Annotated in this window: 19 protein-coding genes; 10 read left to right on the forward strand and 9 right to left on the reverse strand. The window is 69.9% G+C overall.

Annotated elements, in window-relative coordinates:
• Nucleotides 1-30: 30 nt before the first annotated feature.
• Entirely contained in the window at nucleotides 31-906 is an 876-nt protein-coding gene (locus ABZ794_RS20305; protein ID WP_210781209.1) for an alpha/beta hydrolase, read from the forward strand.
• Nucleotides 907-1,066: 160 nt separating this feature from the next.
• The gene (locus ABZ794_RS20310) at nucleotides 1,067-1,462 is read left to right on the forward strand and encodes a hypothetical protein (RefSeq protein WP_357516944.1); all 396 of its coding nucleotides are present in this window, start codon (nucleotides 1,067-1,069) and stop codon (nucleotides 1,460-1,462) included.
• A gap of 115 nt (nucleotides 1,463-1,577) precedes the next feature.
• On the opposite strand, the gene ABZ794_RS20315 is transcribed toward ABZ794_RS20310, so the two are convergent.
• A complete protein-coding gene (locus ABZ794_RS20315) occupies nucleotides 1,578-2,747 on the reverse strand; it encodes a hypothetical protein (RefSeq protein ID WP_357516946.1) in 1,170 nt (389 codons plus the stop codon).
• Complete coding sequence (locus ABZ794_RS20320) at nucleotides 2,744-3,259, reverse strand: SigE family RNA polymerase sigma factor (RefSeq protein WP_238689341.1); 516 nt, start codon at nucleotides 3,257-3,259, stop codon at nucleotides 2,744-2,746. The genes ABZ794_RS20315 and ABZ794_RS20320 overlap by 4 nt, the downstream gene beginning before the upstream one ends.
• A gap of 390 nt (nucleotides 3,260-3,649) precedes the next feature.
• Between ABZ794_RS20320 and ABZ794_RS20325 the strand changes: the two genes are divergently transcribed.
• Nucleotides 3,650-4,696, forward strand: coding sequence for an SMP-30/gluconolactonase/LRE family protein (locus ABZ794_RS20325; RefSeq protein ID WP_238689340.1), 1,047 nt, complete (start codon nucleotides 3,650-3,652; stop codon nucleotides 4,694-4,696).
• Between the two features lie 51 nt (nucleotides 4,697-4,747).
• Here ABZ794_RS20325 and ABZ794_RS20330 read toward each other — a convergent pair whose 3' ends face one another.
• Together ABZ794_RS20330 and ABZ794_RS20335 are read right to left on the reverse strand one after the other, a co-directional pair.
• Nucleotides 4,748-5,386 (reverse strand): hypothetical protein, encoded by a 639-nt coding sequence (locus ABZ794_RS20330; protein ID WP_238689339.1) that lies wholly within the window; start codon nucleotides 5,384-5,386, stop codon nucleotides 4,748-4,750.
• On the reverse strand, nucleotides 5,383-5,544 hold the full coding sequence (locus tag ABZ794_RS20335) for a hypothetical protein (protein ID WP_238689338.1): 162 nt from the start codon (nucleotides 5,542-5,544) through the stop codon (nucleotides 5,383-5,385). The genes ABZ794_RS20330 and ABZ794_RS20335 overlap by 4 nt, the downstream gene beginning before the upstream one ends.
• On the opposite strand from ABZ794_RS20335, the gene ABZ794_RS20340 reads away from it, so the two are divergent.
• A complete protein-coding gene (locus tag ABZ794_RS20340; protein ID WP_357516949.1) occupies nucleotides 5,543-9,700 on the forward strand; it encodes a tetratricopeptide repeat protein in 4,158 nt (1,385 codons plus the stop codon). The two genes, ABZ794_RS20335 and ABZ794_RS20340, sit on opposite strands and share 2 nt — an antisense overlap.
• Before the next feature lie 119 nt (nucleotides 9,701-9,819).
• Nucleotides 9,820-10,680, forward strand: coding sequence for an oxygenase MpaB family protein (locus tag ABZ794_RS20345; RefSeq protein WP_357516951.1), 861 nt, complete (start codon nucleotides 9,820-9,822; stop codon nucleotides 10,678-10,680).
• A gap of 136 nt (nucleotides 10,681-10,816) precedes the next feature.
• On the opposite strand, the gene ABZ794_RS20350 is transcribed toward ABZ794_RS20345, so the two are convergent.
• From ABZ794_RS20350 to ABZ794_RS20365, 4 genes are read right to left on the reverse strand one after another with little or no spacing between them, the layout of a single operon-like run.
• Nucleotides 10,817-13,141: a glycoside hydrolase family 3 N-terminal domain-containing protein gene (locus ABZ794_RS20350; protein WP_357516953.1), complete on the reverse strand. Its 2,325-nt coding sequence runs from the start codon at nucleotides 13,139-13,141 to the stop codon at nucleotides 10,817-10,819.
• Between the two features lie 38 nt (nucleotides 13,142-13,179).
• Entirely contained in the window at nucleotides 13,180-14,040 is an 861-nt protein-coding gene (locus ABZ794_RS20355; RefSeq protein WP_181518555.1) for a carbohydrate ABC transporter permease, read from the reverse strand.
• Between the two features lie 2 nt (nucleotides 14,041-14,042).
• Complete coding sequence (locus ABZ794_RS20360) at nucleotides 14,043-15,041, reverse strand: sugar ABC transporter permease (RefSeq protein ID WP_238689333.1); 999 nt, start codon at nucleotides 15,039-15,041, stop codon at nucleotides 14,043-14,045.
• Nucleotides 15,038-16,345 carry an extracellular solute-binding protein gene (locus tag ABZ794_RS20365; protein ID WP_210781225.1) on the reverse strand — a complete coding sequence of 436 codons (1,308 nt, stop codon included), beginning with the start codon at nucleotides 16,343-16,345 and terminating at the stop codon, nucleotides 15,038-15,040. Before ABZ794_RS20365 ends, ABZ794_RS20360 begins: the two co-directional genes overlap by 4 nt.
• A 139-nt stretch (nucleotides 16,346-16,484) precedes the next feature.
• On the opposite strand from ABZ794_RS20365, the gene ABZ794_RS20370 reads away from it, so the two are divergent.
• From ABZ794_RS20370 to ABZ794_RS20385, 4 genes are all read left to right on the forward strand, one after another.
• A complete protein-coding gene (locus tag ABZ794_RS20370) occupies nucleotides 16,485-17,489 on the forward strand; it encodes a LacI family DNA-binding transcriptional regulator (RefSeq protein WP_112584529.1) in 1,005 nt (334 codons plus the stop codon).
• Between the two features lie 143 nt (nucleotides 17,490-17,632).
• Complete coding sequence (locus ABZ794_RS20375) at nucleotides 17,633-19,480, forward strand: glycoside hydrolase family 15 protein (protein WP_210781229.1); 1,848 nt, start codon at nucleotides 17,633-17,635, stop codon at nucleotides 19,478-19,480.
• A gap of 128 nt (nucleotides 19,481-19,608) precedes the next feature.
• The gene (locus tag ABZ794_RS20380) at nucleotides 19,609-20,163 is read left to right on the forward strand and encodes a hypothetical protein (protein WP_357516956.1); all 555 of its coding nucleotides are present in this window, start codon (nucleotides 19,609-19,611) and stop codon (nucleotides 20,161-20,163) included.
• Between the two features lie 318 nt (nucleotides 20,164-20,481).
• A complete protein-coding gene (locus ABZ794_RS20385; RefSeq protein WP_357516958.1) occupies nucleotides 20,482-22,671 on the forward strand; it encodes a UvrD-helicase domain-containing protein in 2,190 nt (729 codons plus the stop codon).
• Between the two features lie 734 nt (nucleotides 22,672-23,405).
• On the opposite strand, the gene ABZ794_RS20390 is transcribed toward ABZ794_RS20385, so the two are convergent.
• On the reverse strand, nucleotides 23,406-24,161 hold the full coding sequence (locus tag ABZ794_RS20390; RefSeq protein WP_247668851.1) for an alpha/beta hydrolase: 756 nt from the start codon (nucleotides 24,159-24,161) through the stop codon (nucleotides 23,406-23,408).
• A 337-nt stretch (nucleotides 24,162-24,498) separates the two neighbouring features.
• Here ABZ794_RS20390 and ABZ794_RS20395 point away from each other — a divergent pair, with 337 nt between their 5' ends.
• Nucleotides 24,499-25,107 (forward strand): TetR/AcrR family transcriptional regulator, encoded by a 609-nt coding sequence (locus ABZ794_RS20395; RefSeq protein WP_210781237.1) that lies wholly within the window; start codon nucleotides 24,499-24,501, stop codon nucleotides 25,105-25,107.
• Nucleotides 25,108-25,152: the final 45 nt, after the last annotated feature.

The following is a 25,152-nucleotide window of genomic DNA, read 5'->3' on the forward strand; positions in this document are numbered from 1 at the left end:
ACTCAGGCCAGCCGCCCGTAGTCTCATCGGATGCAGGACATCCAGACGCACACCCTGGTCATTCCCGGCGTCGACCTGGTCTACGACGTCCGCGGCCCGCTACCTCCCACTGGCGCCCATCGTGCGCTGCTCATGATCGGCCAGCCGATGGCGGCGGAGGGCTTCGTCCAGCTCGCCCCGCACTTCACGGACCGCACGGTCCTCACCTACGACCCGCGTGGTCTGGGCCGTAGCGTCCGCAAGGACGGTCGGTCCGACCACACGCCGCAGCAGCAGGCCGCCGACCTGCACGCGCTCCTTCAGGCGCTCGACGTCGGTCCGGTCGACGTGTTCGCCAGTAGCGGCGGCGCGGTGACCGCACTCGAACTGGTCGCCACCCACCCCGACGACGTCGCCACCCTGGTGGCGCACGAAGCGCCGATCAACGCCGTGCTCCCCGACGCCACGGCCGCCGAGCGCGCCCGAGCCGGCTTCTACGAGGCGTACCAGGCGAAGGGCTCGGGGGCGGGGATGGCCGCGTTCATCGCCATGACGTCCTGGCAGGGCGAGTTCACCGATGCCTACTTCGCCCAGCCCGCTCCCGACCCGGCGATGTTCGGCATGGCCGCCGACGACGACGGCAGCCGAGACGACCCGCTGCTGTCGCAAAGCTCGTGGGCGATCACCGACTACCGTCCCGACGCGAGCGTGCTCACCGCCGCGCCCACCCGGATCGTGGTCGCTGTCGGCGAGGAGTCGGCCGGCACGTACACCGCTCGCACCGCCCTGGGCCTTGCGGCGCTGCTCGGCCAGGAGGCCGTGGTGTTCCCGAGCCACCACGGCGGATTCCTCGGCGGCGAGTTCGGCTACGCGGGCAAGCCCGAGGAGTTCGCCGCGCGGCTGCGAGAGGTGCTGGACGCCGGCTGACGTCGGTGCCGGCCTCGCACCCCCGCTTCGGCATCGCTCACGGACGGACGGACCTGGCCACGATCGGTCTCAAGTGGCCGACCGGCCGTATGGTGGGACACGGAGACGACGATCCGCCGTCTTCGATCAAACGCCACCTGCGGCGGTCGAGGAGAACGAGATGACTGGTCTGGCGACCGTCGGCGCAGTCGTGGGTGTCCTGCTCGTCGGTCTCGTGGTCCTGGTCCGTAAGCCGACCAACACCCGGTCGGTGCTCAGATGGTCGGCCCTGGCGATCACCGCGCTGGTGGCCGGCGCGCTGACCCCCTTCACCGTGGACGACTCGGGCGCCGCTGCCACCTATCTGCTCGGCGTTCCCGTCGTCGCGGCGCTGCTGCCCGTTCTCGCGCAACGGGCCGGTCGGCTGGCCCTGGTCGTCGATCTGGTGGCCGCGCTCGTCCTCACCGGATGGGGTCTGCTGCTCGGGCTGGGCATCGGTGTCGCGTTCCTGCCAGCGGTGATACTCCTGATAGCGAGCGCCGCAGGCACCTGGGCGCCGCGACCGTCCACCACGTGACCCGGTGACTCGCTGTCAGCCGTCCGGGGTGAACAGCCCCTGAACGCCGACAGCGATCGCGATGAGGCCGACCACCCACGCGATCAGGGCGGCCCGACCGGCGAGGCGGCCCAGGTCAGCGTGTGCACCGCCATACCAGCGGCCGATACGCCTGGTTCTCGTAGACGGCCCCGACCACCGTCAGACCGTCGTCGCTGATCCCCTCGGCCGTGTACGTGCCCGCCTCGGTCGCCCGGACCTCCGGTCGGCCCGGCAACCGGCGGGAGGTGCCGTCCGGGGCCACGACCAACGGCGCACCGTCGGCGACCAACACGTCACCATTGCCGGCGATGCCGCTCGCCCCCGGGAAGGGCAACAGGCTCACCGCCCCGGTGGCGAGATTCCACCGCACCGGCAGCATCTGCACGGCGCCGCTTCGTCGGTCGCCGGGAACGGTGCCGACCGCCCATTCGCCCCGCGCCGAGTCGACCGACGCCCGCGGGTAGCCGTCGGGCACTGCCAGCGCCGCCCCGACGCCCTGCGGCGTCCACCGGTAGGGCCGTTCGCCCACGGTGCCGACGATCGTGCCGTCCTCGGTGATCCCGGTCGCGGACGACCCCCGCTGGCCGACCAACCGGTGCTTCTCGGGGTGGTCCGTCGACCACCGCACGGCCTGGTGCGAGTCGTCGGACCTGCGGGCGGTGCCGACGATGTCGCCCCGGGCGTTGACGGCGTGCACGAGCACCGCGTCGTAGCCGGGCGGGGTGGCCAGGAAACGCAGCTTCCCGTCCCGGTACAGCCAACCGGTGCCGTCGCCGTTGGTGCCGACCACATAGCCACGGGTGTTGACAGCGGCCGCGTGCCGCGCGGCCGCCGGCAGGACGACCGGCCGGCCGTCGGTCCACAGCACCACCCGTCCGTCCTCCTGCCCGGTGCCGATGTCGCCGACGATGTGCCGTCCGGTGGGATCGACTCTGTTGGCCACCGCGACCGGACCGCCGACCGGCTGCGGCAACCACGACGCCTGGCAGGTGACCGGCGGGCGGGGGGCGGCCGACCCGGTCTCCGCCGGTGACACCGCGAGCGCCGGCGTGGTGGGAGCCGGCGGGCTGGTGGTCCCGCCAACCTGGACGGCGCCCACAACACCGACCCCGGCCAGCACCGTCAGCGCGGCGATCCCGCCTACTCGGCGACGCTGGCGGCTCCGCCGGCCGTCGCGGACCGCCCGGCTCAGGTCGACCCGCGGCTCCGGTACCGGCGCCGACCGCAGCAGCTCGGCGATCCGCTGCTCGTCCACCGTGGTCATCTCGGACTCCTCACTGACATCTCGGTGACGTCGAGCACCTGGCGGACGGCCGCCAACGCCCGAGCCGTCTGCGACTTCACGTTGCCTTCGGAGCAGCCCATCGCGGCGGCCGTGTCGGTCAACGACAGGTCACACAGGAACCGCAGGACCAGCACGGTGCGCTGGCCACGCGGGAGGCGGGCGAGCGCGGCGAGCAGGCTGTCCCGCTCGGCCAGGTCGTCGTGCGGCGTGACCGGCGATCGCTCCGGCGCCGGCGCCGACCCCAGCAGGCGAACCTTCGCCCAGCTCAACCGCTTCTCATCGACGAGCTTGTGCACCAGCATCCGATGTACGTACGCGTCGACGTTGTCGGCCCGGCTGACCCGGCGCCAGTTCACGTAGAGCGCCGTGACCGTCTGCTGCACCACGTCGTCGGCCAGATGGGCGTCGCCGCACATCAGGAACGCGGTCCGATGCAGGCTCGGCAGTCGCGCGGAGACGTACTCCACGAACTCACCCTCGGCATCCACCATCGAGGCTCCCTCCTCCGCAAGCTCGACGGGACCGGACGACCATCAGGTTGCGTCCCCGTCGAAGAACGCTCGAAAGCCCTGCCGCTCGGCCGGGCCGGGGGGGTGTCCCGCCCGGCCCCGGCGGCGGCGGACAGATCAGCCTCGAGTCACCACTGATGTGTCCACTGTGGTCGTACCGGAAGGATTCTCGGAGACCGTTATAGCATTGACCAGTGTCGTTGCGTTTGGTGTCCTCGTCCCGCTCGGAATAAACGGCGAAAGATTGCTGCGTGTGGCCCGCTCATAACCTAGGCTCCCGAATACCCACCTCGACGGCCCGCCCTCATGCCGTGCCAGCCACCGACCTCGCACGCCGGCCATCGCAACCCTCGACGCCGATTGGAGTATTCGATGACCTGGCGTCCAACCATTGCCGTACTGGCCGGCCTGTGCCTTGCGGTCAGCGCCACCCCACTGCCCGCCGGTGCCGCCGCCGACGCTGCGCATGTCAGCGCTCACGTCGCGCTCGCCGGTCCGCCCGGCGCACCGCCCGGGGCCTGCCCGACGGGGGCCAGTTACGGCCCACCGCTGCCGGCCAGCACCGTGACGGCCCCGCGCATCCAGGGCGGGTTCACGTTCCTCGAAGGGCCGGTCTGGGTCGCCGACGGCGGCTACCTGCTGATGTCCGACATGACCGCCGGCACCGGGCCGTACAACGTCCAGCCGTCGACGATCCGCCGGTTCACCCCGACGGGAAGCTTCGACACGTTCATCGCCGACGCCGGCAGCAACGGCCTGGCACTCAGCGCCGACGGCCAGCAGCTCGTCGCCGCCACCCACGACCAGCGGAACGTGTCCGCGTACCGGTTGAGCGACCGGGCCCGCAGCACCGTCGCGCCGAACCACCAGGGCCGGGCGTTCAACTCGCCGAACGACGTCGCGGTCCGTTCCGACGGCGTCGTCTACTTCACCGACCCCAACTTCCAGCGCGGCAACCGCCCGGACCAGATGAGCGGGCGTACCAGTGTCTTCCGCGTCTCCAACGGGCAGGTGTCGCTGGTCGACGACCGGTTGCGCCAACCCAACGGCATCTCGCTCTCGCCGGACGGGACCGCACTGTACGTGGGCGCCTACTCCGAGAACAAGATTTACAAGTACGCGGTCCAGCCCGACGGCAGCATCGGCGCCCGCAGCGTCTTCGTGAACTACATCGGCGGCCCGGACGGCGGCACGATCGACTGCGCCGGCAACGTGTACTGGACCTCGGGCGGGGACTCCCTGGTCCACGTCTACTCCCCCGCGGGCACCCAGCTCGGCACGATCCGCTCCGGCAACTCCGGCACTACCAACGTGGCATTCGGCGGCCCCGACCGGCAGACCCTCTTCGTCACGTCGGGCCGGTGGGGCGACTCCGGGCTGTACAGCGTGCGACTCAACATCCCCGGATATCCGTACTGACCGACTGTTTGATGGCGCGCCGCTTTCGTCGTAGCCCGACGAGGCGGCGCGCTATCCGGCGGTCGCGGCGATGAACACCACTGCCCCGACCACCACCAGCGCGGCGCCCAGGAAGGTCTGCCGGCGGGCCCGGCGCAACGCCTCCCTGACCTGCCAGGCGTGCGCCGTGGCGAGCAGCCAGCGCAGGTACGGGTCGGTCCGGGCGATGTTGCGGCGCGCGGTGGCGAGCCCTGCCCGGAGGGCGGCCCGCTCCTGCGGCGGGGCCGTCGACAGGCGGCAGGTGATCTCCGCAGCGATCCGGCGATGACGCAGCAGACCGTCGACGTCACCGGCGTACCCGCCGAAGTGGTACCAGGGCTCGGCCTCCAGCCGCTCGCGCAGGCCGCGCAGCTGCGGCCCGGTGAGCGTCGCCGGCGTGGTCATCGGCGGGACGAGCACCTCGCTGGTCCGCCAGATCGCCCAGGCCACGCCGAGCAGCGTCACCAGCAGACCGCCGCCCGCCCACGCCGCGTGAGCCCAGTCGGTGACCTTGCCGGCGGCGATCAGCGGGCCGCCGCCGAGCAGCAGCGCGCCCACGGCGCCGGCCGAGGAGATGATCCATCGTGCCGCCGCCCGACTGTCCGCGACCGAGTCCAACGGGGACGGCAACGCGTCCAACCCCGCGCCGCCCGTCGGCGATTCCCCGGTCATCGGCTGTCGTCGCGGAAGACGACACCCAGCGGGCCGTTCTCGTCGTCGGGCAGATCGGTGTACGGCACCCAGCGCTGGCCGTCGTAGAACTCCAGCTCGCCGCTGTCGTTGATCCGCACGGCATTGACTTGCACAAGCTCCTCAGGATCGTCAGCCATGGATACAGTATCGGTCAGCCCGGCAATCCATCCCGGCGTCGGGTCGTCCGCCGGGCGACCGCAGGGGGCCTTCGTGATCCGGTTGACAGTCAGCGCGACCGACGTGGTCCTGGCCGTCCGCGGCGACCGGCGCCGACACCCGGTGGGCCCCGCCGATCAACGCACCGCCGACCTGCTCTGGCGACTGCGCGGCGGCCCCTCGGTGGAGCTGTCGTACCAGGTCGGCGTCGCGCTCGGCCGCCGCTTCCTCGACGCCCCCGGTCCGGCCCTGCGCACCGAACTGGCCCGCCCCGGCCGGCACCGGCTCGGCATCGAGGTCGTCGACCCGGCCCTGGCCGACCTGCCCTGGGAGACCCTGGTACTGCCCGGCGAGGAACTGCCGCTGGCGCTGCACCCCGACGTCGACGTCTGCCGGACCGGCCCTGACACACCGGCACCCACGGTCCGGGTGGACGGCCCACTGCGGATGCTCGCGGCGATCGCGAGCCCGGACGACTCGACCCAGCCGCTGCTGGACCACGAGCGGGAACTCGGTCGGATCCTCGGCGCTGTGGAACCCGGGCATCGGCACGGGGTGCGGGTGCGCGTCCTGGAGTGGGGCAGCGCCGCCGCGATCAGGGCCGCCCTCGCCGAGGAGCCGTTCCACGTCCTGCACGTCTCCAGTCACGCGCGCCCCGGCGCGCTGCTGCTGGAGACCCCCACCGGCGCGGAGGACCGCGTGGACGCCGCGCGGTTCCTGGCCGAGGTGCTGCCGCCGGGCCGGACCGTACCGTTGATCGTGCTGGCCGGCTGCTCCACCGCTCGGCAGGATCAACGGGAGCTGCCCGGGTTGGCCGGCGCTCTGCTGACCCACGGCGCGCCGGCGGTGCTGGCGATGAACGGGACGGTCAGCGACGGGTACACCATCGAGTTCTGCGCTCGGCTCTACGAGCGGTTGGCCGCCCGCAGCGAGCCGGAGCTGTTGGCGGAGGTCTCCGCCGTACGCCGCGAGCTGGCCCCGACCTCCGCCGAGTGGTGGATGCCGACGCTGTTCCTGGCCGACCCCGGGCTGCGGCTGGCCGGTGGACGAGGCGGCGCTGCCGTCGCCGTGCCGCCCGGCCAGTCGATCGTCGGGGACGGCGTGGTGCGCGCACCCACGGACTTCGTTGGCCGCCGGGAGATCCTGCGTCGGCTGTCGCGAGGAAAGCTTCGGGTGCTCGTCCACGGCATCGGCGGGATCGGCAAGACGAGTCTCGCCGCCGAACTCGCGCGGCGGTTCCGCGATGCGTGTGGCATCGTCGTGGCGACCCACGGGGACGCCACAGTCGACGGGATCCTCGACGAGCTACGCCGCCAGGTGGAGAGCCGGTGCGCGGCAGCGGCCCCGGACGACCCGCTGCGGCGATGGCTCGTCGCTCTCGCCGCGCCGGGCCAGGACTGGCGGCGACGGTTGGACTCGATCGGCGCCGGCGGCCCGCCGCTGCTGCTCGTCCTCGACAACGCCGAGGACGCCCTGGACACCGAGCACCGGTTGGCCGACACGGACCTGGCGGCGTTCCTCGCCGCCTGGGCGTCCCACCACGAGCTGGTCGTGACCAGCCGGCACCCGTTCCCGGTCGCCGGTCTGGAAACCTGTCACCTCGGTCCGCTCACCTGGCAGGAGACCCGCAAGCTGCTCTGGCGGCTGCCAGGCGTGGGCCAACTGGCGCCGGCGGAACAACAACGGATGTGGCACCGGCTGGGTGGTCACCCACGCGCGCTGGAATACCTCGACGGCCTGCTGCGCGGCGGCAACGCCCGATCCGACGAGGTGGCCGGCCGACTGGCCGCGGTCGGTGGCGGCCGGGACGCCGGGCCGGCGGAGGTTGGCACGCCGCTGGCCGAGGCCGGCGCGCTGGCCGCCGAGGATGTGCTGCTGCCCCGGCTGCTCGCCGGTCTGGAGGCCGTCCCGGCGGCCCGTCGGTTGCTGCTCGGCGCGGCGGTGTACCGCACCCCGGTCGACCGGACCGGCCTCGCCTGGCAGCTCGCCGACCCGACGGACGGCGACGCCCCACCACCGGAACCGGCGGGGCTGGACGAGTCGGTCCAGACGCTGTCGCAGCTGGGACTGCTCGCCCCGGTGACCGGGGGTCACCTGGTGCACCGGTGGACGGCGGCGAGCCTGCTGCGGATCGCCGGCAGCGACGCGGTGGTCGACGCGCACCGCCGGGCGGGCCGTTACTGGGGCTGGCGGGCCCGGTCCAGCACCGACCAGCACGACCTCATCCGCCGGGTCGTCGAGGCGCGGTACCACCACCTGGCCGCAGGTGACACCGACCAGGTCGTCACCTACTCCGAACTGGCCTGTCAGGAGTTGCACGCGGCCGGGCACTGGGCCTGGGAGGAGAAGATCTGGCGGGAGCTGCTGCCGATGGCGCCACCGGGCTCGGCGCGCGGGGCGAGCTTCCTCAAGGGACTCGGCGACGTGCACCTGAGCCGGGGCGAATACCCGCAGGCGACGCAGCGCTACGAGGCGGCGCTGGCCGTCTACCGGGATCTCGGCGACGACAGCGGGGTCGGCAAACTCCTGCACCAGTTGGGCCTGGTCGCCGACAACCGGGGTGACCGGGCGACCGCGGACCGGTTGTTCCAGGAGGCCTTGACGATCCTGAGCCGGCTCGACGACCGCTCGGCGGTCTCCCGGACCCTGCACCAGCTCGCCGGCATCGCCCGCGGCAACGGCGACGCCGAGCTGGCCATGTCGCGGTACCTGGAGGAGCTGGCGATCGCCCGGGACCTCGACGACCTGGAGGGGATCGCGGCGAGCCACCACCAGATCGGCGTACTCGCCTTCGAGGCCCGCGACCTCGTGAAGGCGGAGCAGTGCATCCAGGTGGCGATCAGCTCCTACGGACGGTTGGGCGTCCGGGTCCAGCAGGGCAGCGGGCTGGTGATGCTCGGGCGGATCGCCCTCGCCCAGTTCGCGTACGAGACCGCCGAGGAGCGGATCCGCGCCGCCCTGAAGATCTTCGAGGAGGTCGGCAGCAACGGTCACATCGCGGAGTGCTCGCTGCTGCTCGGTCACCTCTCCCGCGACCTCGACGACCTCGAATTCGCCGAGAGCTGCTTCGCCCGCGCGCGGACGATCGTCGCGGCCCTCGACGAGGACCCGCTCCTGCGCCGCTGCGACGAACTGCTCGGCGGCGTCCGAACCGTCCTCGGCCGGGCTGCCGAGGCGGTGCCGCACACCCTGAACGCGATCGGCGGGGACGACCAGCCGCCGTTCCAGGCAGCCCTGGAATGGCTGGCCGTGCAGCGCCTGGAACTGGGCGCGCGAGCCTTCTCCGCCCTGCTGGCCCGACACCTCGACCGGCGGCAGGCGGCGCAGCGGGCCGAGTGGGTCGAGGCGTACCTGCGGTTCCGGTTCGACGTTTCCCACCCGACGCCGCTCGGCAGTGGGTACGTCCTGCTCGCCATCGCCGCCGCCCAGGCGGGTGAGTTCGGCACCGCCCGGATGTGCCTGCTGCGAGCGTTGCCGATCTGCGCCGCCGCCGGCCACCAGGCGGGGGTCGCCAAGTGCCACGAGGACCTTGGCCGGGTGGGCCTGGAGACCCGCCGGCTGGCCGAGGCCCGGTCCCGCTACGAGCAGGCGTTGGAGGTCTACCGCGTGCTGCGCCACGAGCCCAACCAGGCCATCGTCCTGCACCAGCTCGGCCGGGTCTGTGAGGAGCAGGAGGACCTCGCCGGTGCGGATGGGTTCTACCGCCGCTCCATCGCGATCAAGAAGCGGCTCGGGAACCTGTCGGGCGTCTCCAACAGCACCTTCCACCTCGGCCGGGTGGCTGGGCTGCGCGGCGACCAGGCGCTGGCCGAGCGGTGCTACCGGACCTGCCTGCGGATCGACCGCGAGCAGGGCAACTGGGAGGAGGTGGCACTGGACCAGGTGGCGATCGGGCAGCTGCGCGTCGAGCAGGGCCACCCGGCGGAGGGCATCCCGCTGATCGTCGAGGCACTGAGCATCGACCGGCAGATCGGGTCGACGAACGCGGCGCTCGACCTCAACGCGCTGCGCGAACTGCGGGCCGGGCTCGGCGACGAGGCGTTCACGGCCATCCTCACCGACACCGTCGGCCCGGCCCACGCCGTCGAGGTGCTCGACCTGATCGCGGTGCTACCGACCACGGCCGAGCCGGCCTGACCCACCCGTACACTCGGTTGATGGCGAACCGCCCGCGGCACCGGGGTCGATAGACCGATGAGGGCGTCGACCGCAGACACCGTGACCTGGTTTGGTGGCCAGGGCCCGGGGGTCCCCCGATGAGAGGCCGCTACGGCAACCTGACCCGCACCCGTGCTCTCGACCCGGAGCACGACTACCTGGTCATCTACCAGACCATGCTGCGCTACGAGTTTCCGTGGGACATGAAACTCGGGCTCAACCTCGCCTTCAACCGGTCCTTCTCCATCCCCGCCATCGCCGCCGTGCACACCGCCACTGGCGAGCTGACCGAACGCACCCAGAAGCGGCTCGACGACACCGGCCTGCTGATGTACGAGATGGTGCTCAACGGCTTCGACCAGCCTCGGGGCCGCGAGGCGTTGCGGCGCGTCAACCAGATCCACCGCCGGTACGACATCAGCAACGACGACTTCCGCTACGTCCTCGGCTGCCTGGTCGTGATCCCCACCCGGTGGTTGCAGGAGTACGGCTGGCGCCCGCCCTGCTGCCACGAACGTCACGCCACGTACCTCTTCTACCGGGAACTCGGCCGACGGATGGGCATCGCCGACATCCCCGGGTCGTACGACGAGTTCGAGACCTGGTTCGACGCGCACGACGCAGCTCACCTGCAACCCAACGACGACGCGGCGGCCATCGAACGCGCCAGCCGTATGCTGATGCTCACCCGGATCCCCCGGATGCTCACCCCACTGGGAAACGCGCTGGTCAGCGCCCTTTACGACGCACCGCTGCGGCGCGCAACGCGGGTCGACACGCCGGTCTGGCCGGTCCGGGCGGGGTTGCACCTGGCGTTGCGGACGCGCTCGCGGTTGCAGCGATGGTTCGGGGCACCACGGACGACCGCGTTGTTCGCCGACGGGATCAAGGCCAAGAGCTACCCCGACGGGTACGAGATCAGCCAGCTCGGCCCGCACCAGGACCGCGTGCGGGAGTAGCACGTCGTCGTGCTGGCGTCGCCGGCCCAGCTGGGTGCCGGACCCGGTGCTGCCGTGCGAGGTCACCGCGGAGAACCGGCGCGCGAGTGGGGCCGGTCCGCCGACTGTCCGTTGGGGGCAATCGGCGGACCGGCTCTCAGCGCACGTCGGTGGTGGTCCAGCGTGGGGAGGTGTTGGTCACCCGGACGGTGTCACCGACCAGCGTGGTCACCGCCTGGGCATCCCGCCGCGCGCTGGTGCCGACCCACAGCTCGACGTCGCCGGGCTCCACCACGCGGGTGAACGTACGGTCGGAGAAGGCCAGACGGGTGGTGGGCACCGTCAGCTCGACCGTGACGGACTGGCCCGGTTCCAGACGGACTCGCCGGTAGCCGAGCAGCTGCGCCACCGGTCGGGTCACCGAGGCGACCACGTCACGACCGTAGAGCTGGACCACGTCGTCGCCGACGACCGCGCCGGTGTTCGTCACCCGCACGGTCACCCCTACCGCCCCATCGGTGGGCGTCGTGCCGGGCACGGTGAGCTCGCTGTACGCGAACGTCGTGTAGGACAGGCCGTGGCCGAACGACGCCACGGGCGTCGCCGGCAGGTTGGTCCCCGCGTTGCCCGCACCGAGGGTGGGGTGCAGGTAGGAGTACGGCTGCGCGCCGGCCGACCCGGGCAGGGTGACCGGCAGCCGGCCCGACGGGTTGACCCGCCCGGAGAGCACCCCCGCGATCGCCCCGGCGCCCTCCTCGCCCGGGAAGAACGCCTGCACCACCGCCGCGCAGCGCGGGAGCGCCCAGCCGACCGCGTACGGCCGACCGGTGACCAGCACGAGGACGACCGGTGTGCCGGTTGCCAACACCGACTCGACCAGTTCGCGCTGGACGCCGGGCAACTCCAGGTCGTCCCGGTCGCAGCCTTCGCCGACCGTGCCGCGTCCGAAGAGGCCGGCGTGGTCGCCGACGACCAGGACGGCCACGTCGGCGGCGGAGGCCGTGGCGACGGCCTCGTCGAAGCCGGAACGGTCGTCGGTGTCCACGTCGCAGCCGCGTGCCCAGGTGACGAGATCGCCGCCGAACTCGGCCCGCACGGAGTCGAGCACGGTGGAGACCTCGATGCCGGTCTCCGCGCCGGGGTGCTGGACGAGGACGTGGTTGAGGAATGAGTAGCATCCGAAGAGCGCGCTCTGCCGGTCGGCGTTCGGGCCGATGAGGGCCACCCGTTGCCCGGCGGGCAGCGGCAGCACGTCCCGGTTGGCGACCAGTACGACCGATTCTTCGGCAAGCCGGCGGGCGATCGACCGGTGCTCGGGCGAGTCGAGGTCGATCGCCTGGGGCGGCTCGTCGTCGAAGGTCGCGTCGAGCAGACCCAGGTCCAGCTTCTGGCGCAGTACCCGCAGCACCGCGCGGTCGATGAGCGCCTCGTCGAGCTTGCCCTCCAGCACCGACTCCCGCAGGGTCAGATAGGCGTCGCCGGTCGGCAGTTCGACGTCGAGGCCGGCGCTCAACGCCTGCCCGGCGGCGTCCGCGTGATCGCTCGCCACGTGGTGCAGCAGGTTCAGGAACGCGACCCCGTAGTAGTCGGCCACCACCGTGCCGTCGAAGCCCCACTGGTCCCGCAGGATACCGGTCAGCATGGTCGGGTCGGCGGCGACCGGCACCCCGTCGATCTCGGTGTACGAGTGCATGACGCTGCGCGCGTCGCCGTCGATGATCGCCATCTCGAACGGGGGAAGCAGTACGTCGGCCAGTTCCCGGCGGCCGATGTGCACCGGCCCGAAGTTGCGCCCGGCGCGCGAGGCGGAGTAGCCGGCGAAGTGCTTGAGGGTGGCGTGCACCCCCTGCGACTGCAGACCACGCACGTACGACGTGCCGATGGTGCCGACCAGGTACGGGTCTTCGGCGATGCATTCGTCGACCCGACCCCAGCGGGGGTCGCGGATCACGTCGAGCACCGGAGAGAGCCCCTGGTGCACGCCCAGGGTCCGCATCGAGGCGCCGATCGCCGCGGCCATCTCGGTGACCAGTTCGGGGTCGAATGCGGCACCCCAGGCCAGCGGGGTGGGGAAGGTGGCCGCCTTCCACGCGGACAGCCCGGTGAGGCACTCCTCGTGAACGATCGCCGGGATGCCGAGCCGGGTCCCGGTGACCAGGTCGCTCTGGAACTTCCACAACCAGGCCGCGTGTTCGGCCGCGTCCACGGGGCGGGTGCCGTAGGTGCGGGTGAGGTGACCGAGCCCGTGCCGGGAGAAATCGTCGAGCGTGACGGCCACGCCGAACTCTCCCTGCATCGGTGCGACCGCCTCGCCGTCCTCCTTTTCCCAGAAGCCGACGAGCTGGGCGATCTTCTCCTCGATCGTCATCCGGCCGAGGAGATCGCGTACGCGGGCCTCGCCGTCTTGCCCGTCCGGTCGTCCGTGCTCCGGCCCTGCCTGAGCCGGCGCCGGGCTGCCCACCACCGCGTGGACCTCAGTCATGCTGTGCCTTCCTGTGGTTGTGCTCGTACCGCTGCCGCTCAGCCCTTGACCGCACCCTGCAGACCACCGACGATCTGCTTCTCCGCGAGCGTGAAGAAGAGCAGTGCCGGCAGCATCGCCAGCGAGGTGAAGGCGAGGACGCCTGCCGTGTCGGTGGTGTACTGGCTGGAGAAGTTCTGCACGCCCAGCGGCAGGGTGTGCAGGTTGACGTCGCTGAGCACGAGCAGCGGCAGCAGGAACGAGTTCCAGCTCGCCACGAACGCCAGGACGCCAACTGTGACGAGCGCGGGCCGCGACAGCGGCATCGCGACGCGCCAGAGGAAGCCGAGCCGACTCGCACCATCGATGGCGGCGGCGTCCTCCAACTCTCTCGGGATGGCCGAGAGGAAGGGACGCAGGATCACGATCGTCAGTGGCAGTGAGAAGGCGACCTGCGGCAGGATCACCGCGTAGTAGGAGTTGATCAGGTTCAGGTCACGCAGCATGAGGTAGAGCGGCAGGATCGCCGCCCCGGCCGGAAACAGCAGGCCGAGGGTGAAGAAGGTGTAGAGCCCTTCCCGCCCGCGGAACCTGTAGCGGGCGAGCACGAACGCGGCGGCCAGTCCGAGCACCACCACGGCCAGCGTGGTGCCCAGGGCGATGACCGCGCTGTTGAACGCCTGTTGCCAGAAGTTGCTCTGGGTCAGCACCCTGGCGTAGTTGTCCCACACGAACGGGTCGGGCAGGCCGGCCGGGTCCGCGACGATCTGCGGGGTGGTGCGGAACCCGCCGATGACCACGTAGATGACCGGGGCGATCGACACCGCCGCGATCGCGAGGGCGAGCGCGTAGGTGAGCGGCGTGCCCCAGGAAACCTGACGGCGTCCGGTGGACGGGGGGAGAACCGAGTTCACGGCCATCGTCACTTCGCCCTTCCGGTGATGGCACCCTCGATGTCGCGGCGGAGCAGGAACCGCTGGAACAGCAGCGCCGCCACGAAGGAGATGACGAACAGGATTACCGCCACGGCGTTGCCATAGCCCCACAGCCGGGCGAAGAACCCGTTGTCCACCATGTATGTCGCCATGGTGGCCGATGCGCCGAGGGACCGCACCGCGGGCACCGAGGTCACCCAGATCATGTCGAAGATCTGCAGCGAGCCGATCATGGACAGGAACATCCAGATCCGGATCGTCGGGCCGAGCAGCGGGATCGTGACGTGCCGTTGGATCTGCCACCAGCTCGCGCCGTCGATGGCCGCCGCCTCGGTCAGCTCGTCCGGCACATTGGACAGTCCGGCGAGGAGCAAAATGATGGCGAAGCCGACGTATTTCCAGGTGAGGATGGCCAGCAGGGTCCAGATGACCACATCCAGGTCCGCCAGCCAGGCTTGCACCAGGCCGCCCATTCCCAGGGACCGCAGCAGCGCGTCGACGGTGCCTTCGTCGGTCAGCAACAGCTTCCACATGATGCCGACGGTGACCTCGGCCAGCACGTACGGCACGAACACCAGCAGGCGGAACACGGCCCGCCCACGGAAGCGACGGTTGAGCAGCAGGGCGACGCCCAGGGCGATCGGGCCCTGGATCAGCAGCGACCCGAACACGATGATCGCGTTGTTGCGCAACGCGTCGAGGAAGATCGGGTCCTGGAAGGCGAGGGTGTAGTTCCGCAGACCGACGAACTCGGTGGGAGGGCCGACCCCGCGCCACCGGAACAGGCTGTAGTAGACCGCGAAGCCCATCGGCACCAGCACGAACATCACGTAGATCAGAACGGCCGGCGTGGTGAGCCCGATGATCTCGTACCACTTACGGCGGTTGTCGGCGCGGCGGGCGGACTCGCGCCCGGCCTTGTGGGGGCCCGCCGGCGACGCGGAAGCGTCGCCGGCGGGCATACGGATCTGGTTGGCGGAGGTCACTTGCTTGCGGCCGCCTTCATTGCCGAGACGACCTTCTCAGGCGTCCCGTTGCCGGCGAAGATGGCGACGATCGCGTCGTTCATCGCGTTGCCGACCGTGCTGCCGTACGCCGTGTCCAGCCAGAGCTGGACGTAGCTCGCCCCGGAGGTGGCCTCCAGGATGGACTTCAGCGCGGGGTCCTTCACGGCGTCCGCCGCGCCCTTGGCGACAGGCAGGCCGGTGCCGGTCTCGGCGTAGCCCTTCTGCACCTCGGGGCTCACGATGTACTTGAGGAACTCGACGCACTCCGCCGGGGCGTTCTTGGCGCAGGAGAACCCGTCGCCACCGCCGAGAGCCGCCTTCGGGTCGCCCGGGGAACCGGAGATCGCCGGCACCGGGAACCAGCCGAGGAACGACGCGAGCTTCGCCTTGTCCGTGGTGACGGTGTCCAGCGTGCCGCGGTTCCAGTCACCCATGAGTTCCATCGCGGCCTTGCCGTTGGCGAGCATGCCGTTGGCGCTGGTCGGGTCGTTCTGGCCCGGCGTGGCGATGAAGTTGGGCTGGAACGGCTTGGTGTCGATGAACGCCTTCAGATCCTGGCCGGCCTTCACGAAGCACGGATCGTCGAAGTTCTTCTCCGCGGAGGCCTTCTTGAGGGCGTCGACCGAGCAGGCGCGCAGCGCCATGTTGTACCACCAGTGCGCGGCCGGCCACTTGTCACCGGCACCCACGGCGATCGGAATGACGTTGATCGCCTTGAGCTTGGTGACCGCGGTGTTGAGCTCCTCGAAGGTGGTCGGCGGAGCCGCGATGCCCGCCCTGGCGAACATTTCCTTGTTGTACCAGATGCCCTCGATGCCCATCCGGAACGGCAGGCCGTACTGCTTGCCCTTGACCTGCCAGATCTCCGCGGCGCTGCCGATGTCGCCGACCTCGGTCTTGGTCTGGTCGGTGATCTCCTTGAGGTAGTCGGCCTCCACCTGCTCGCTCATCTCGCCGCCGCCCCAGGCCTGGAAGATGTCCGGCGGGTCGCTGCTCAGCAGCGCGGCAGGGAGCCGGGTGCGCTGGAGCTGGTTCGTCTCGATCGCCTCGATCTCGATCTTGACGGTGGGGTGAAGTGCGGAGAAGTCCTTGGCGACCTTCTCCCAGTAGGTCTTGCCGGGCCCATCCTGTGAGGCGTTGTGCCACCAGCTCAGGGTCACCGGGTCCTTGTACAGCTCGCTCTGAGGGGCCGCCTCTTCGCCGCCGCCGGAACACCCGGCGAGGACGACAACACTTGTCATTAACAGTGCCAGGACGGCACTCGCACGCCGCTTCGTTGCCATCGATGTCTCCTCGACTAGTCAGTCGCGGTACTCGGCCTGCGGCGAAGTTTTACAGTCATGTAACTTGATGTCAATCGGTATCGATAACGTTTTCGAGTCGCTGACGACGGGCCCCCGGCGGGGCCCTATCATCATCGACGTGGTGTTTCAGCAGCGCGTCAAGATGTCGGATGTGGCACGTACTGCCGGCGTCTCGGTCGCGACCGTGTCGAAGGTCGTCAACGGCCGCTACGGCGTGGCCCAGGCAACCGTGGAACGCGTCCAGCAGGTCATCCACGAGCTCGGCTACGAGGCGAGCCTGGGGGCGCAGAGCCTGCGCAGCCACCGCACCAACGTGCTCGGCATCCTGGTCGCCGAGTTCGAGCCGTTCTCGACCGAACTGCTCAAGGGGGCGTCGCAGGAGGTCGCCGGGAGCGGATACCAACTGCTTGCCTACTCCAGCGGGGACGGCGAGGGCGCCGCCGTGGGGTGGGAGCGGCGCTCGCTCGCCCGGCTCTCCGGCACACTCATCGACGGCGCCGTGATCGTCACGCCGACAGTGGTCGAGACCGAACACAGCTTCCACGTCGTGGCCGTCGACCCACACACCGGGCCGTCCGACCTGCCCACCGTCGATTCGGACAACTTCGCCGGCGCGGTGCTGGCGACCAACTACCTGCTGTCCCTCGGCCACACGCGGATCGGGCACATCAGTGGACGCACCGACCTGAAGTCCGCGCAGCTGCGCGAGGCCGGCTTCCGCAGCGCGATGGCCGAGGCCGGCGTGCCGGTGGACGAGCGGCTCGTGCGCGTCGGCGGGTTCCGGATCGAGAGCGCCGCCGGCACGGCCGCGGAGCTGCTCGCCCTCACCGACCGGCCGAGCGCGATCTTCGCGGGTAACGACCTCTCCGCAATCTCCACGATGACCGTGGCCCGCGACATGGGCCTGTCGGTGCCTGACGACCTGTCGGTGATCGGCTTTGACAACGTGCCGGAGTCGGCGCTGGTCAACCCGCCGCTGACGACCATCATGCAGCCGCTGCAACGGATGGGCGCCGAGGCGTTGCGCCTGCTCGTCGACCTGATCGCCGGCGTGGAACGCGACACCCACATCCGGCTCCCCACCGAGCTGGTCATCCGTTCCTCCTGCCGCCCGCTGCACTGACGCCCGGGCCAGCCACCGCAGGACCCGGCCGTCGCCGTGGCACGTGGGCGCACGCGACAGGGTGGCAGAACGTGAATCTCACCTAAGTCGACAATTCCTCCCCTATGTTCGGTGCGCAGGACGCAGCCGAACCGGGGAGAGACGTGGACAGCTATCCGGCGATCGAGGATCACGGGCTCATCGGCGACCTGCAGACCGCCGCGCTGGTGACGTGCGACGGGACGGTCGACTGGTTCTGCGCGCCGCGGTTCGACTCGCCGAGCATCTTCGCCGCCCTGCTCGACAAGGAGAAGGGGGGCTACTTCCAGATCGCGCCGCACGACGTGCGGTACGTGACCAAGCAGCTCTACCTGCCCGGCACACCCATCCTGATCACCCGGTTCATCAGCGCCGACGGGGTGGCCGAGGTGACGGACTTCATGCCGGTCACCGGCGAGCGGGCCACCGACGCGCACCGGCTGGTCCGCACCGTCACCATGGTCCGCGGCAGCATGCGCTTCCGGGTGGAGTGCCGGCCGCGGTTCGACTACGCCCGCGAAGAGCATCAGCTTGAGCGCCACCACAACGGTTACGTCTTCCGCAGCCGGTCGGCGACGCTGACGTTCAACCCGGTCGACCCGGTGCGGCGGTTGATCTCCGAACAGGGTGACGTCCACCTTGAGGGCGGCGACCTGGTCGCGTACGGCACGCTGAACGAGGGCGACACCGGCGGGGTGGTCCTGGAGACGGGCGGCGCCGAACCGCGCATCTTCGCGCCGGAAGAGATCCAGGGCATGTTCGAGTGGACCCGGGACTACTGGCGGCGCTGGCTCGAACGTTCCCGCTACACCGGCCGCTGGCGGGAGATGGTCGAGCGCTCGGCCATCACGCTCAAACTCATGACGTACGCGCCGACCGGCGCGATGATCGCCGCACCCACCACCGCGCTGCCCGAACTGGTCGGCGGAACCCGCAACTGGGACTACCGCTACACCTGGGTACGCGACACGTCGTTCTCGGTGCACGCGCTGCTCGGCCTCGGCTTCACCGAGGAGGTCAGCCAGTACATGAACTGGCTGGACGAGCGGATCCGCGAGGCCGGCGACCACCAGGACCCGCTGAAGATCATGTACCGGGTGGACGGCTCCTCCGACCTGCACGAGGAGGTGCTGGACCACCTGGAGGGCTACCGGGGCTCCCGGCCGGTGCGGATCGGCAACGGCGCCGCCGACCAGCTCCAGCTCGACATCCACGGCGAGGCCCTCTACGCCATGCACCTCGCCGACGAGCAGGGCATCCGCGTCTCGCACCAGGTGTGGAAGAGCACCGTCCGGCTGGTCGACTGGCTCTGCCACAACTGGGACCAACCCGACGCCGGCATCTGGGAGAGCCGCCACCACCCTCGCAACTACACCTTCGGTCGGGTGATGTCCTGGGTCGCGCTGGACCGGGCCATCCGGCTGGCCACCCGCACCGGCCGCCCCGGGGACATGACCTGCTGGACCGAGCAGCGCAACCGCATCTACAACCAGGTCATGGAGCGCGGATACGACCGGGCCCGCGGCACGTTCGTGCAGGCGTACGACGAGAACGTGCTGGACGCGGCGCTGCTCGCGATGCCGGCGGTCGGTTTCGTCACGCCGAGCGACCCACTGTGGCAGTCCACCTTGCAGGCGATCGAGCGCGAGCTGGTCTCCGACAGCCTGGTCCACCGGTACGACCCGGTCCACTCCCCCGACGGACTCCCGGGCCACGAGGGAACCTTCAACATGTGCACCTTCTGGTACGTCGAGGCGCTGGCCCGTGCCGGCCGCCTCGACGACGCCCGACTCACGTTCGAGAAGATGTTCACCTTCAGCAACCACCTCGGCCTATATGCCGAGGAGATCGCCGTGACCGGGGAGCAGATTGGCAACTATCCCCAGGCGTTCAGCCACCTCTCATTGATCAACTCAGCGCTGACGCTCAACGACCTGCTCGACACCGAGGCCGAGGCCCGCCGCCGCCGGTAGCACCAGCATGTTCCGGTCAGCCGCCGTCGGCGCCGAGCCGACGGCGGGAAGGACTTGACGCGCCTCCGCCCATCGCGCATGGTCGATATGCATCGATCATCTCGAATGTATTGACGCTGGAGGAACCGATGAAGGCATTCGTCACCACCATCTCGGTTGCGACAGCGCTGCTCCTGGCCACGGGCGGCGCATCCCACGGCCAGCCAGCGGCCGACCCGCCCTGCACCGGGCAGATCCACCCGAACCCGGGGTTCGAGGGCGGCACCACCGGCTGGACGGCCGGCCCCCGCATCGTCGTGCTCGGCGACGCGACCCGGCCCGCACACACCGGCCGCGCGTACGCCACCTTCGCCGGGCTGGACGTGACGCGTGCCGACCTGCTGCGCACCACCGTCACAGTGCCGGCCAACTGCGACCTGACGGTCCGCTTCTGGGTGCGGACCACCACTACGGAGACCAGCCGCGGCGACTACCTGAACGTCGGACTGGCCGTCACCGGGATACCCCCGAAGACGAGGTTCTCGCTGGCCTTCGACGGCGGGGCGCAGTGGCGGCAGTACGTCATGTCGAGCGGAACCGCCGCGACCGAACGCACCGCGACGGTCAGCTTCCTCTCCAGCGAGACGGCCGGCAACGGCGCCACCGCCTTCGACGTCGACGACGCGTCCTTCACGTTGAGCTGACCTGCGCGGGACAGCCCTCACCGCCCTTGATGCGACAGTCGACTCCGCCCGGGGTCCGGCTGATAACACCCACCCCCCGGCCGGAGGCCGAAGAGCAACTCCCTGCTCGGAAAGCATCCGCAGAACAGAAGAAGACTCGACTGTCAATAAGACAATGGCACTGGTGAGGCCACAAGCAACCCCGGAACTGCAAGGCATTGAGATGCCGATCTCTGCCGGCGGATTTCCTGGTCGTTGAGGGGAACCAACTCTATGCTTGCCGCCGAATGCGCTGCGGCTCATCCGGGCCGAGGGTTACCCCGATACAAGGATTCGCGAATGCACCAGAAGTCTGCCCTGAGCAACGGCACCGCTGGCGTCGGCGAAGTAGCACCTGACGGCCAACTGCCGGCCTCTACCGCAGAGGGTGCGGCGCGCCGATCCGCGGTCGCCGAGGAACAGGCATTTCTGGACCTGGCCACCGCCCGGCGCGACAGGCTGGCCGATCACCTACAGGTCGAGCTTTCGTCAGAGCCCCTGGACGCGTTGGAGCGGGCCCGGCAGCGCATGCTCCGCCAGCAGTACGACGAGCTACGGCGCGCAGAGGAAGGGCTGGTCTTCGGCCGCCTCGACGGCCTCGACGGCACAGTGCGCCACGTGGGCCGTATCGGTCTCCGTGACGACGGAGAGGGCAGTGAGCCACTGCTGGTGGACTGGCGCGCTCCGGCAGCTCGGCCGTTCTACACCGCGACGGCTGTCGACCCCCAGGGTCAGGCACGGCGCCGGCACATCCGTACGACGGGATCGGCCGTCGTCGGGGTGGACGACGAGCCACTGGACGGGAGCGCAACGTCGGAACTCGTCGGCGAGGGCGCTCTCCTGGCCGCCCTCGACCAGCGCCGCACCGGTCACATGTCGACGGCGATCTCCACCCTGCAACGCGAACAGGACGACATCATCCGGGCCGAGGCGACCGGCCCGCTGATCGTCCAGGGCGGTCCCGGCACGGGCAAGACAGTGGTTGCCCTGCACCGCGTCGCGTACCTGCTGTTCACCCACCGAAAGATGGCCGACCAGGCGGTCCTGGTCCTGGGCCCCTCACCGCGGTTCCTCCAGTACATCGCCCAGGTGCTGCCGGCGCTCGGTGAGACCGCCGTCGTCTCGGCGACCTGCGACACCCTGCTGGCCGACATCCACGTGGGCCGCGACGAGAGCCGACTTCTCGCCGAGATCAAGGGCCGCGCCCTCTGGCAGCCCACGCTCGAAGGCTACGTCGCGTCGCTGCTCCCCCGACCGCGCGAGCTGAAGCTGCGCTGGGAGGGCGATTTCTACGTCATTCCAGCCCCGACTGTGGCGCAGGCGTTCGCCTCGGCGGTGCAGGGACGCCCGTACCACCGTGCCCGCGCGGCGTTCGTCGAGCAGTTGCACCACCTCCTGGCCGATGTCGTCGCCGAGCAGCGCGAGGCGCTGATGGAGGAGATGGAGGAGGGCTTCGAGGACATCCTCGCCCGCGTCGACAAGAGCATGGCGAACGACCACTCCTCCACCCGGACGTCCACCGGCAGCGACATCGACGGGTTGCTGTCCGAGGAGGAAGTGGAGCAGCTTCGTTGTCGTATCGCCGAGAACGCCACCATCGCCCGGTTCATCGAGGCATGGTGGCCCACCCTCGACCCCGAAACCCTGCTGGGTGACCTCCTGACCGACCGCACCCTGCTGGCCAGGTTCGCCCCGCAGCTGTCCCCCGAGGAGATGACTGCCGTCGCCGCCGAGCCCACCCCATGGGCATCAAGCGACATCGCCCTGCTCGACGCCCTCGCCGACCTGCTCGGCGAGGTCGACACCCCGCAACCACAGGGCGAGTTCCTCGCCGAACGTGCTCGCCGCCAGCGCGGCTGGGTGTACGGCCACGTCGTCATCGACGAGGCGCAGGAACTGTCCGAGATGCAGTGGCAGATGGTCCTCCGGCGCTGTCCCAGTCGCTCCATCACCGCCGTCGGCGACATCGACCAGGCCGAGGCAGCCCACCGGCACACCAGTTGGGCGCAAGCGGTGCGGGCTGCCTTCGGAGACCGCTGGACCGCCGCGGAACTCACCATCTGCTACCGGACCCCGCGCGAGGTCATGGACCTCACCGAACCGGTCTTGAAGAAGGCTGGCAGCCGGAACACTCCGCCACGAGCGGTACGCTCCTCCGGCATCGCCCCCTGGGAGCGCACGATCACACACGCTGAGCTTGCCGGCACCGCCGTGGAGGCAGTGCGACAGTTACGGCAACGGTGGCGCGGCGGCACGGTCGGCGTCATCGCCCCCGGGGCGCGCATCGCCACACTCCAAGCCTTGCTGAGTGGTGTGCCAGTGCTCACCGCAACCCAGTCCAAGGGACTGGAATGGGACGCGACGCTCCTCATCGACCCTCAGGGCGTCGCCGCCGAACCGCGCGGTTGGAACGGCCTCTACGTCGCGCTCACCCGATGCACCCAGGAACTCGGACAGCTCACACTCACGCAGCAATCGGCACACCCATGACGGCTGTCGGATGCTGTGCGAGATGCGGGCTTTTCTGCTGAACCAGGAACGGTCGCTCACCTCCTGGCGAGCGTTCGAACAAGTCCGAACAGGCCGGTGAGCAGCCTGGACAAGCGCGCTCGTGTTCGGGACAGCCATCGGCGGTAGCGACCGCCTGTTCAGCGCCCATACGGTGAAATCCCATCACCCGTGACGTTGGTCAATCGAAGCTGGGAAACCAGTTTCACCCACACGGGTGCGAACCTCGGACGTGTTCGGCAATCCGTCATCGCTGCCGGCTCACTCAAACGGCAGCCGCGCAGAGAGTGAGGCAAGATCTTGAGGAGATCACTGCTAGCGCTGGCAGCAGCCATCGTACTTCCGCTGAGCACGCTGGCCGTGCCGACTCCCGCGTTCGCTGCGGGTTGCACGACTACGAAGTACATAGAAATGCGGTTCGCCGAGGCCCCGTGGCGCTACGGCTACAGCAGTTCGTCCGGGGTGGCAGGATACGCGTACCCCGAATACACCTACATCATGGACGGACGCTGCACCAGCCCAGCCGGCCTCTTGTGGTACCGAAGGGCTGCGGATCCAAGTGTCCTGTACATCTACAGCGCGCACCGGATCAACTAGCCTCGCACCTTGAGAGGGCATTCGGGGTGGTCACTGCGTTGAAGCGCTCTCCGTGCCGGGATGATCGGGCCCTTCGCCCGGGCGGGCTACCCCGCAGCGGCCGATTCGGCGAGCCCTCGTCAACCTTGACGGCTCTTTGACATCTGCATCGAGCGGGCGGTGGCGCGGGCGGCGGTGTCGATGAGGTCTGCGACCGGGCCGGGTTGCGAGACTGCCACCGCGTGGGAAGCGGCGATCTCAACCGCCGTGGACCCCGCCCGGTCGGCCAGGAAGCGCTGCAGGTCCGGCGGAATGCCCTGGTCCTGGGTGGTGATCAGGGTCCAGGAGGGGATCGTCTTCCAGGCGGCCTTGGTCACGCTCTCCTCCTGGGCGCTCGCAGAGGCGGGCCGTTGCGTTGCCGCCATGACTTCGGCGGTGCCGCTGTCGACGTCGGCGGCGAACACCTCGGGGAACTTGTCCTGGAAGATGTACTGATCCATTGTCGTGCCGCCGTCGTCGGAGGGGATCGACACCATGTTGATGCTGGTGGCGAGCTGACTCCCGGGGTACTTGGTGAGCAACCCGATCACACTTTCGCCTACGTCCGGGCTCACGCTGGCGACGTACACCAGGGCCTTGACGTTGGCGGCACCGGCGGCGGCCTCGGTCATGACCAGCCCGCCGTAGGAATGGGCGGCCATCACCACCGGTCCGGGCAAGCTGTCCAGAAGGGCCCGAACGTAAGCGGCGTCCTTCTGCACACCGCGCAGCGGGTTGGCGACGGCAATGACCGGGTAACCCCGGCCCTTGAGGTTGGCAATCACCCCATTCCAACTCGACGAGCCGGCGAATGCCCCGTGGATCAGCACAACTGTCGGCATCTCCTGGGCAGACATGTCAGAAGCAGTGCTCATCTGGAGTTCCTTTCGAGAGGCCTCGCCATCCGCTGCCTGCGGTTGCAGGCCGGACGGACGAGGACGGTCGGTGGAGCATTTCCCGTGAATCAGCCCGCGATCCCGACTCAGATGGGGTTGCAGCATCCAGAATTCAGCATTGATGAGGCCACTGTCAGCGAGATCGAAGAACGAAGCGCCTTGCAAACGCCTGGCCGGTATTGGACTCGGACACGACCTGAGCTGTCGGTCGCTGTCCGCATGCTGGGCGGCCACCGGGGTGCCACGCCAAAACCTCCGACAAGGATAAGACCGAACGTTCTGTCGCTAAGATGGTGGGATGGCGAGCGACGAACCCACTGCCCGGCCCTCTGAGGCACGCCTGAAGCTTCTCCGCACGGCGACCAGGATCTTCTACGCGGAGGGCATTCACGCCGTCGGCGTCGACCGGATCATCGCCGAGGCGAAGGTGACCAGGGCTACTTTCTACCGACACTTCCCCAGCAAGGACGACCTCATCCTGGCCTACCTGCGTGAGGTGCATCAGCTGGAGCGCGGCATGGTCGACGAGGCCCTCGCCGCCAACCGATCGCCGGTCGATCCGCTCCTGGCCATCGCCAATTCCATCGCCCAGAACATCCAGTCCCCCGGGTTCCGTGGGTGCGCGTTCCTGAACGCCGCGGCGGAATATCCCGATACGAACCATCCGGTGCACCAAGAACTCGTGGCCCACCGGCAATGGTTCCTGGACACCATCACCACGCTCATGGCACAGGTCCACGAAGGAACGGCGGATCCCGCAGCGCGCCACTTCGTCATGCTCCGCGACGGCGCCATGGCAGCCGGATGCCTCTCCGACCCCCCAATGGTGTCCGAGACCTTCCTGCGCGGTATCGAAGGACTGCTCAGGATCAACTCGGAGCGTCAGTCGGCGGAGTCAGCCGGTTAGCCCCTGCGCGACCAGCCCGCACGACTAGAGCTGGGCCACCCCGGG

This window comes from Micromonospora sp. NPDC047187 (genome assembly GCF_040643355.1).
GTDB lineage: Bacteria > Actinomycetota > Actinomycetes > Mycobacteriales > Micromonosporaceae > Micromonospora > Micromonospora salmantinae.

Coding starts and splice junctions, on each gene's coding strand:
- ABZ794_RS20305 (WP_210781209.1), top strand. CDS start 31: ATGCAGGACATCCAGACGCACACCCTGGTCATTCCCGGCGTCGACCTG.
- ABZ794_RS20310 (WP_357516944.1), top strand. CDS start 1,067: ATGACTGGTCTGGCGACCGTCGGCGCAGTCGTGGGTGTCCTGCTCGTC.
- ABZ794_RS20315 (WP_357516946.1), bottom strand. CDS start 2,747: ATGACCACGGTGGACGAGCAGCGGATCGCCGAGCTGCTGCGGTCGGCG.
- ABZ794_RS20320 (WP_238689341.1), bottom strand. CDS start 3,259: ATGGTGGATGCCGAGGGTGAGTTCGTGGAGTACGTCTCCGCGCGACTG.
- ABZ794_RS20325 (WP_238689340.1), top strand. CDS start 3,650: ATGACCTGGCGTCCAACCATTGCCGTACTGGCCGGCCTGTGCCTTGCG.
- ABZ794_RS20330 (WP_238689339.1), bottom strand. CDS start 5,386: ATGACCGGGGAATCGCCGACGGGCGGCGCGGGGTTGGACGCGTTGCCG.
- ABZ794_RS20340 (WP_357516949.1), top strand. CDS start 5,543: ATGGATACAGTATCGGTCAGCCCGGCAATCCATCCCGGCGTCGGGTCG.
- ABZ794_RS20335 (WP_238689338.1), bottom strand. CDS start 5,544: ATGGCTGACGATCCTGAGGAGCTTGTGCAAGTCAATGCCGTGCGGATC.
- ABZ794_RS20345 (WP_357516951.1), top strand. CDS start 9,820: ATGAGAGGCCGCTACGGCAACCTGACCCGCACCCGTGCTCTCGACCCG.
- ABZ794_RS20350 (WP_357516953.1), bottom strand. CDS start 13,141: ATGACTGAGGTCCACGCGGTGGTGGGCAGCCCGGCGCCGGCTCAGGCA.
- ABZ794_RS20355 (WP_181518555.1), bottom strand. CDS start 14,040: ATGGCCGTGAACTCGGTTCTCCCCCCGTCCACCGGACGCCGTCAGGTT.
- ABZ794_RS20365 (WP_210781225.1), bottom strand. CDS start 16,345: ATGGCAACGAAGCGGCGTGCGAGTGCCGTCCTGGCACTGTTAATGACA.
- ABZ794_RS20380 (WP_357516956.1), top strand. CDS start 19,609: ATGAAGGCATTCGTCACCACCATCTCGGTTGCGACAGCGCTGCTCCTG.
- ABZ794_RS20385 (WP_357516958.1), top strand. CDS start 20,482: ATGCACCAGAAGTCTGCCCTGAGCAACGGCACCGCTGGCGTCGGCGAA.
- ABZ794_RS20390 (WP_247668851.1), bottom strand. CDS start 24,161: ATGTCTGCCCAGGAGATGCCGACAGTTGTGCTGATCCACGGGGCATTC.
- ABZ794_RS20395 (WP_210781237.1), top strand. CDS start 24,499: ATGGCGAGCGACGAACCCACTGCCCGGCCCTCTGAGGCACGCCTGAAG.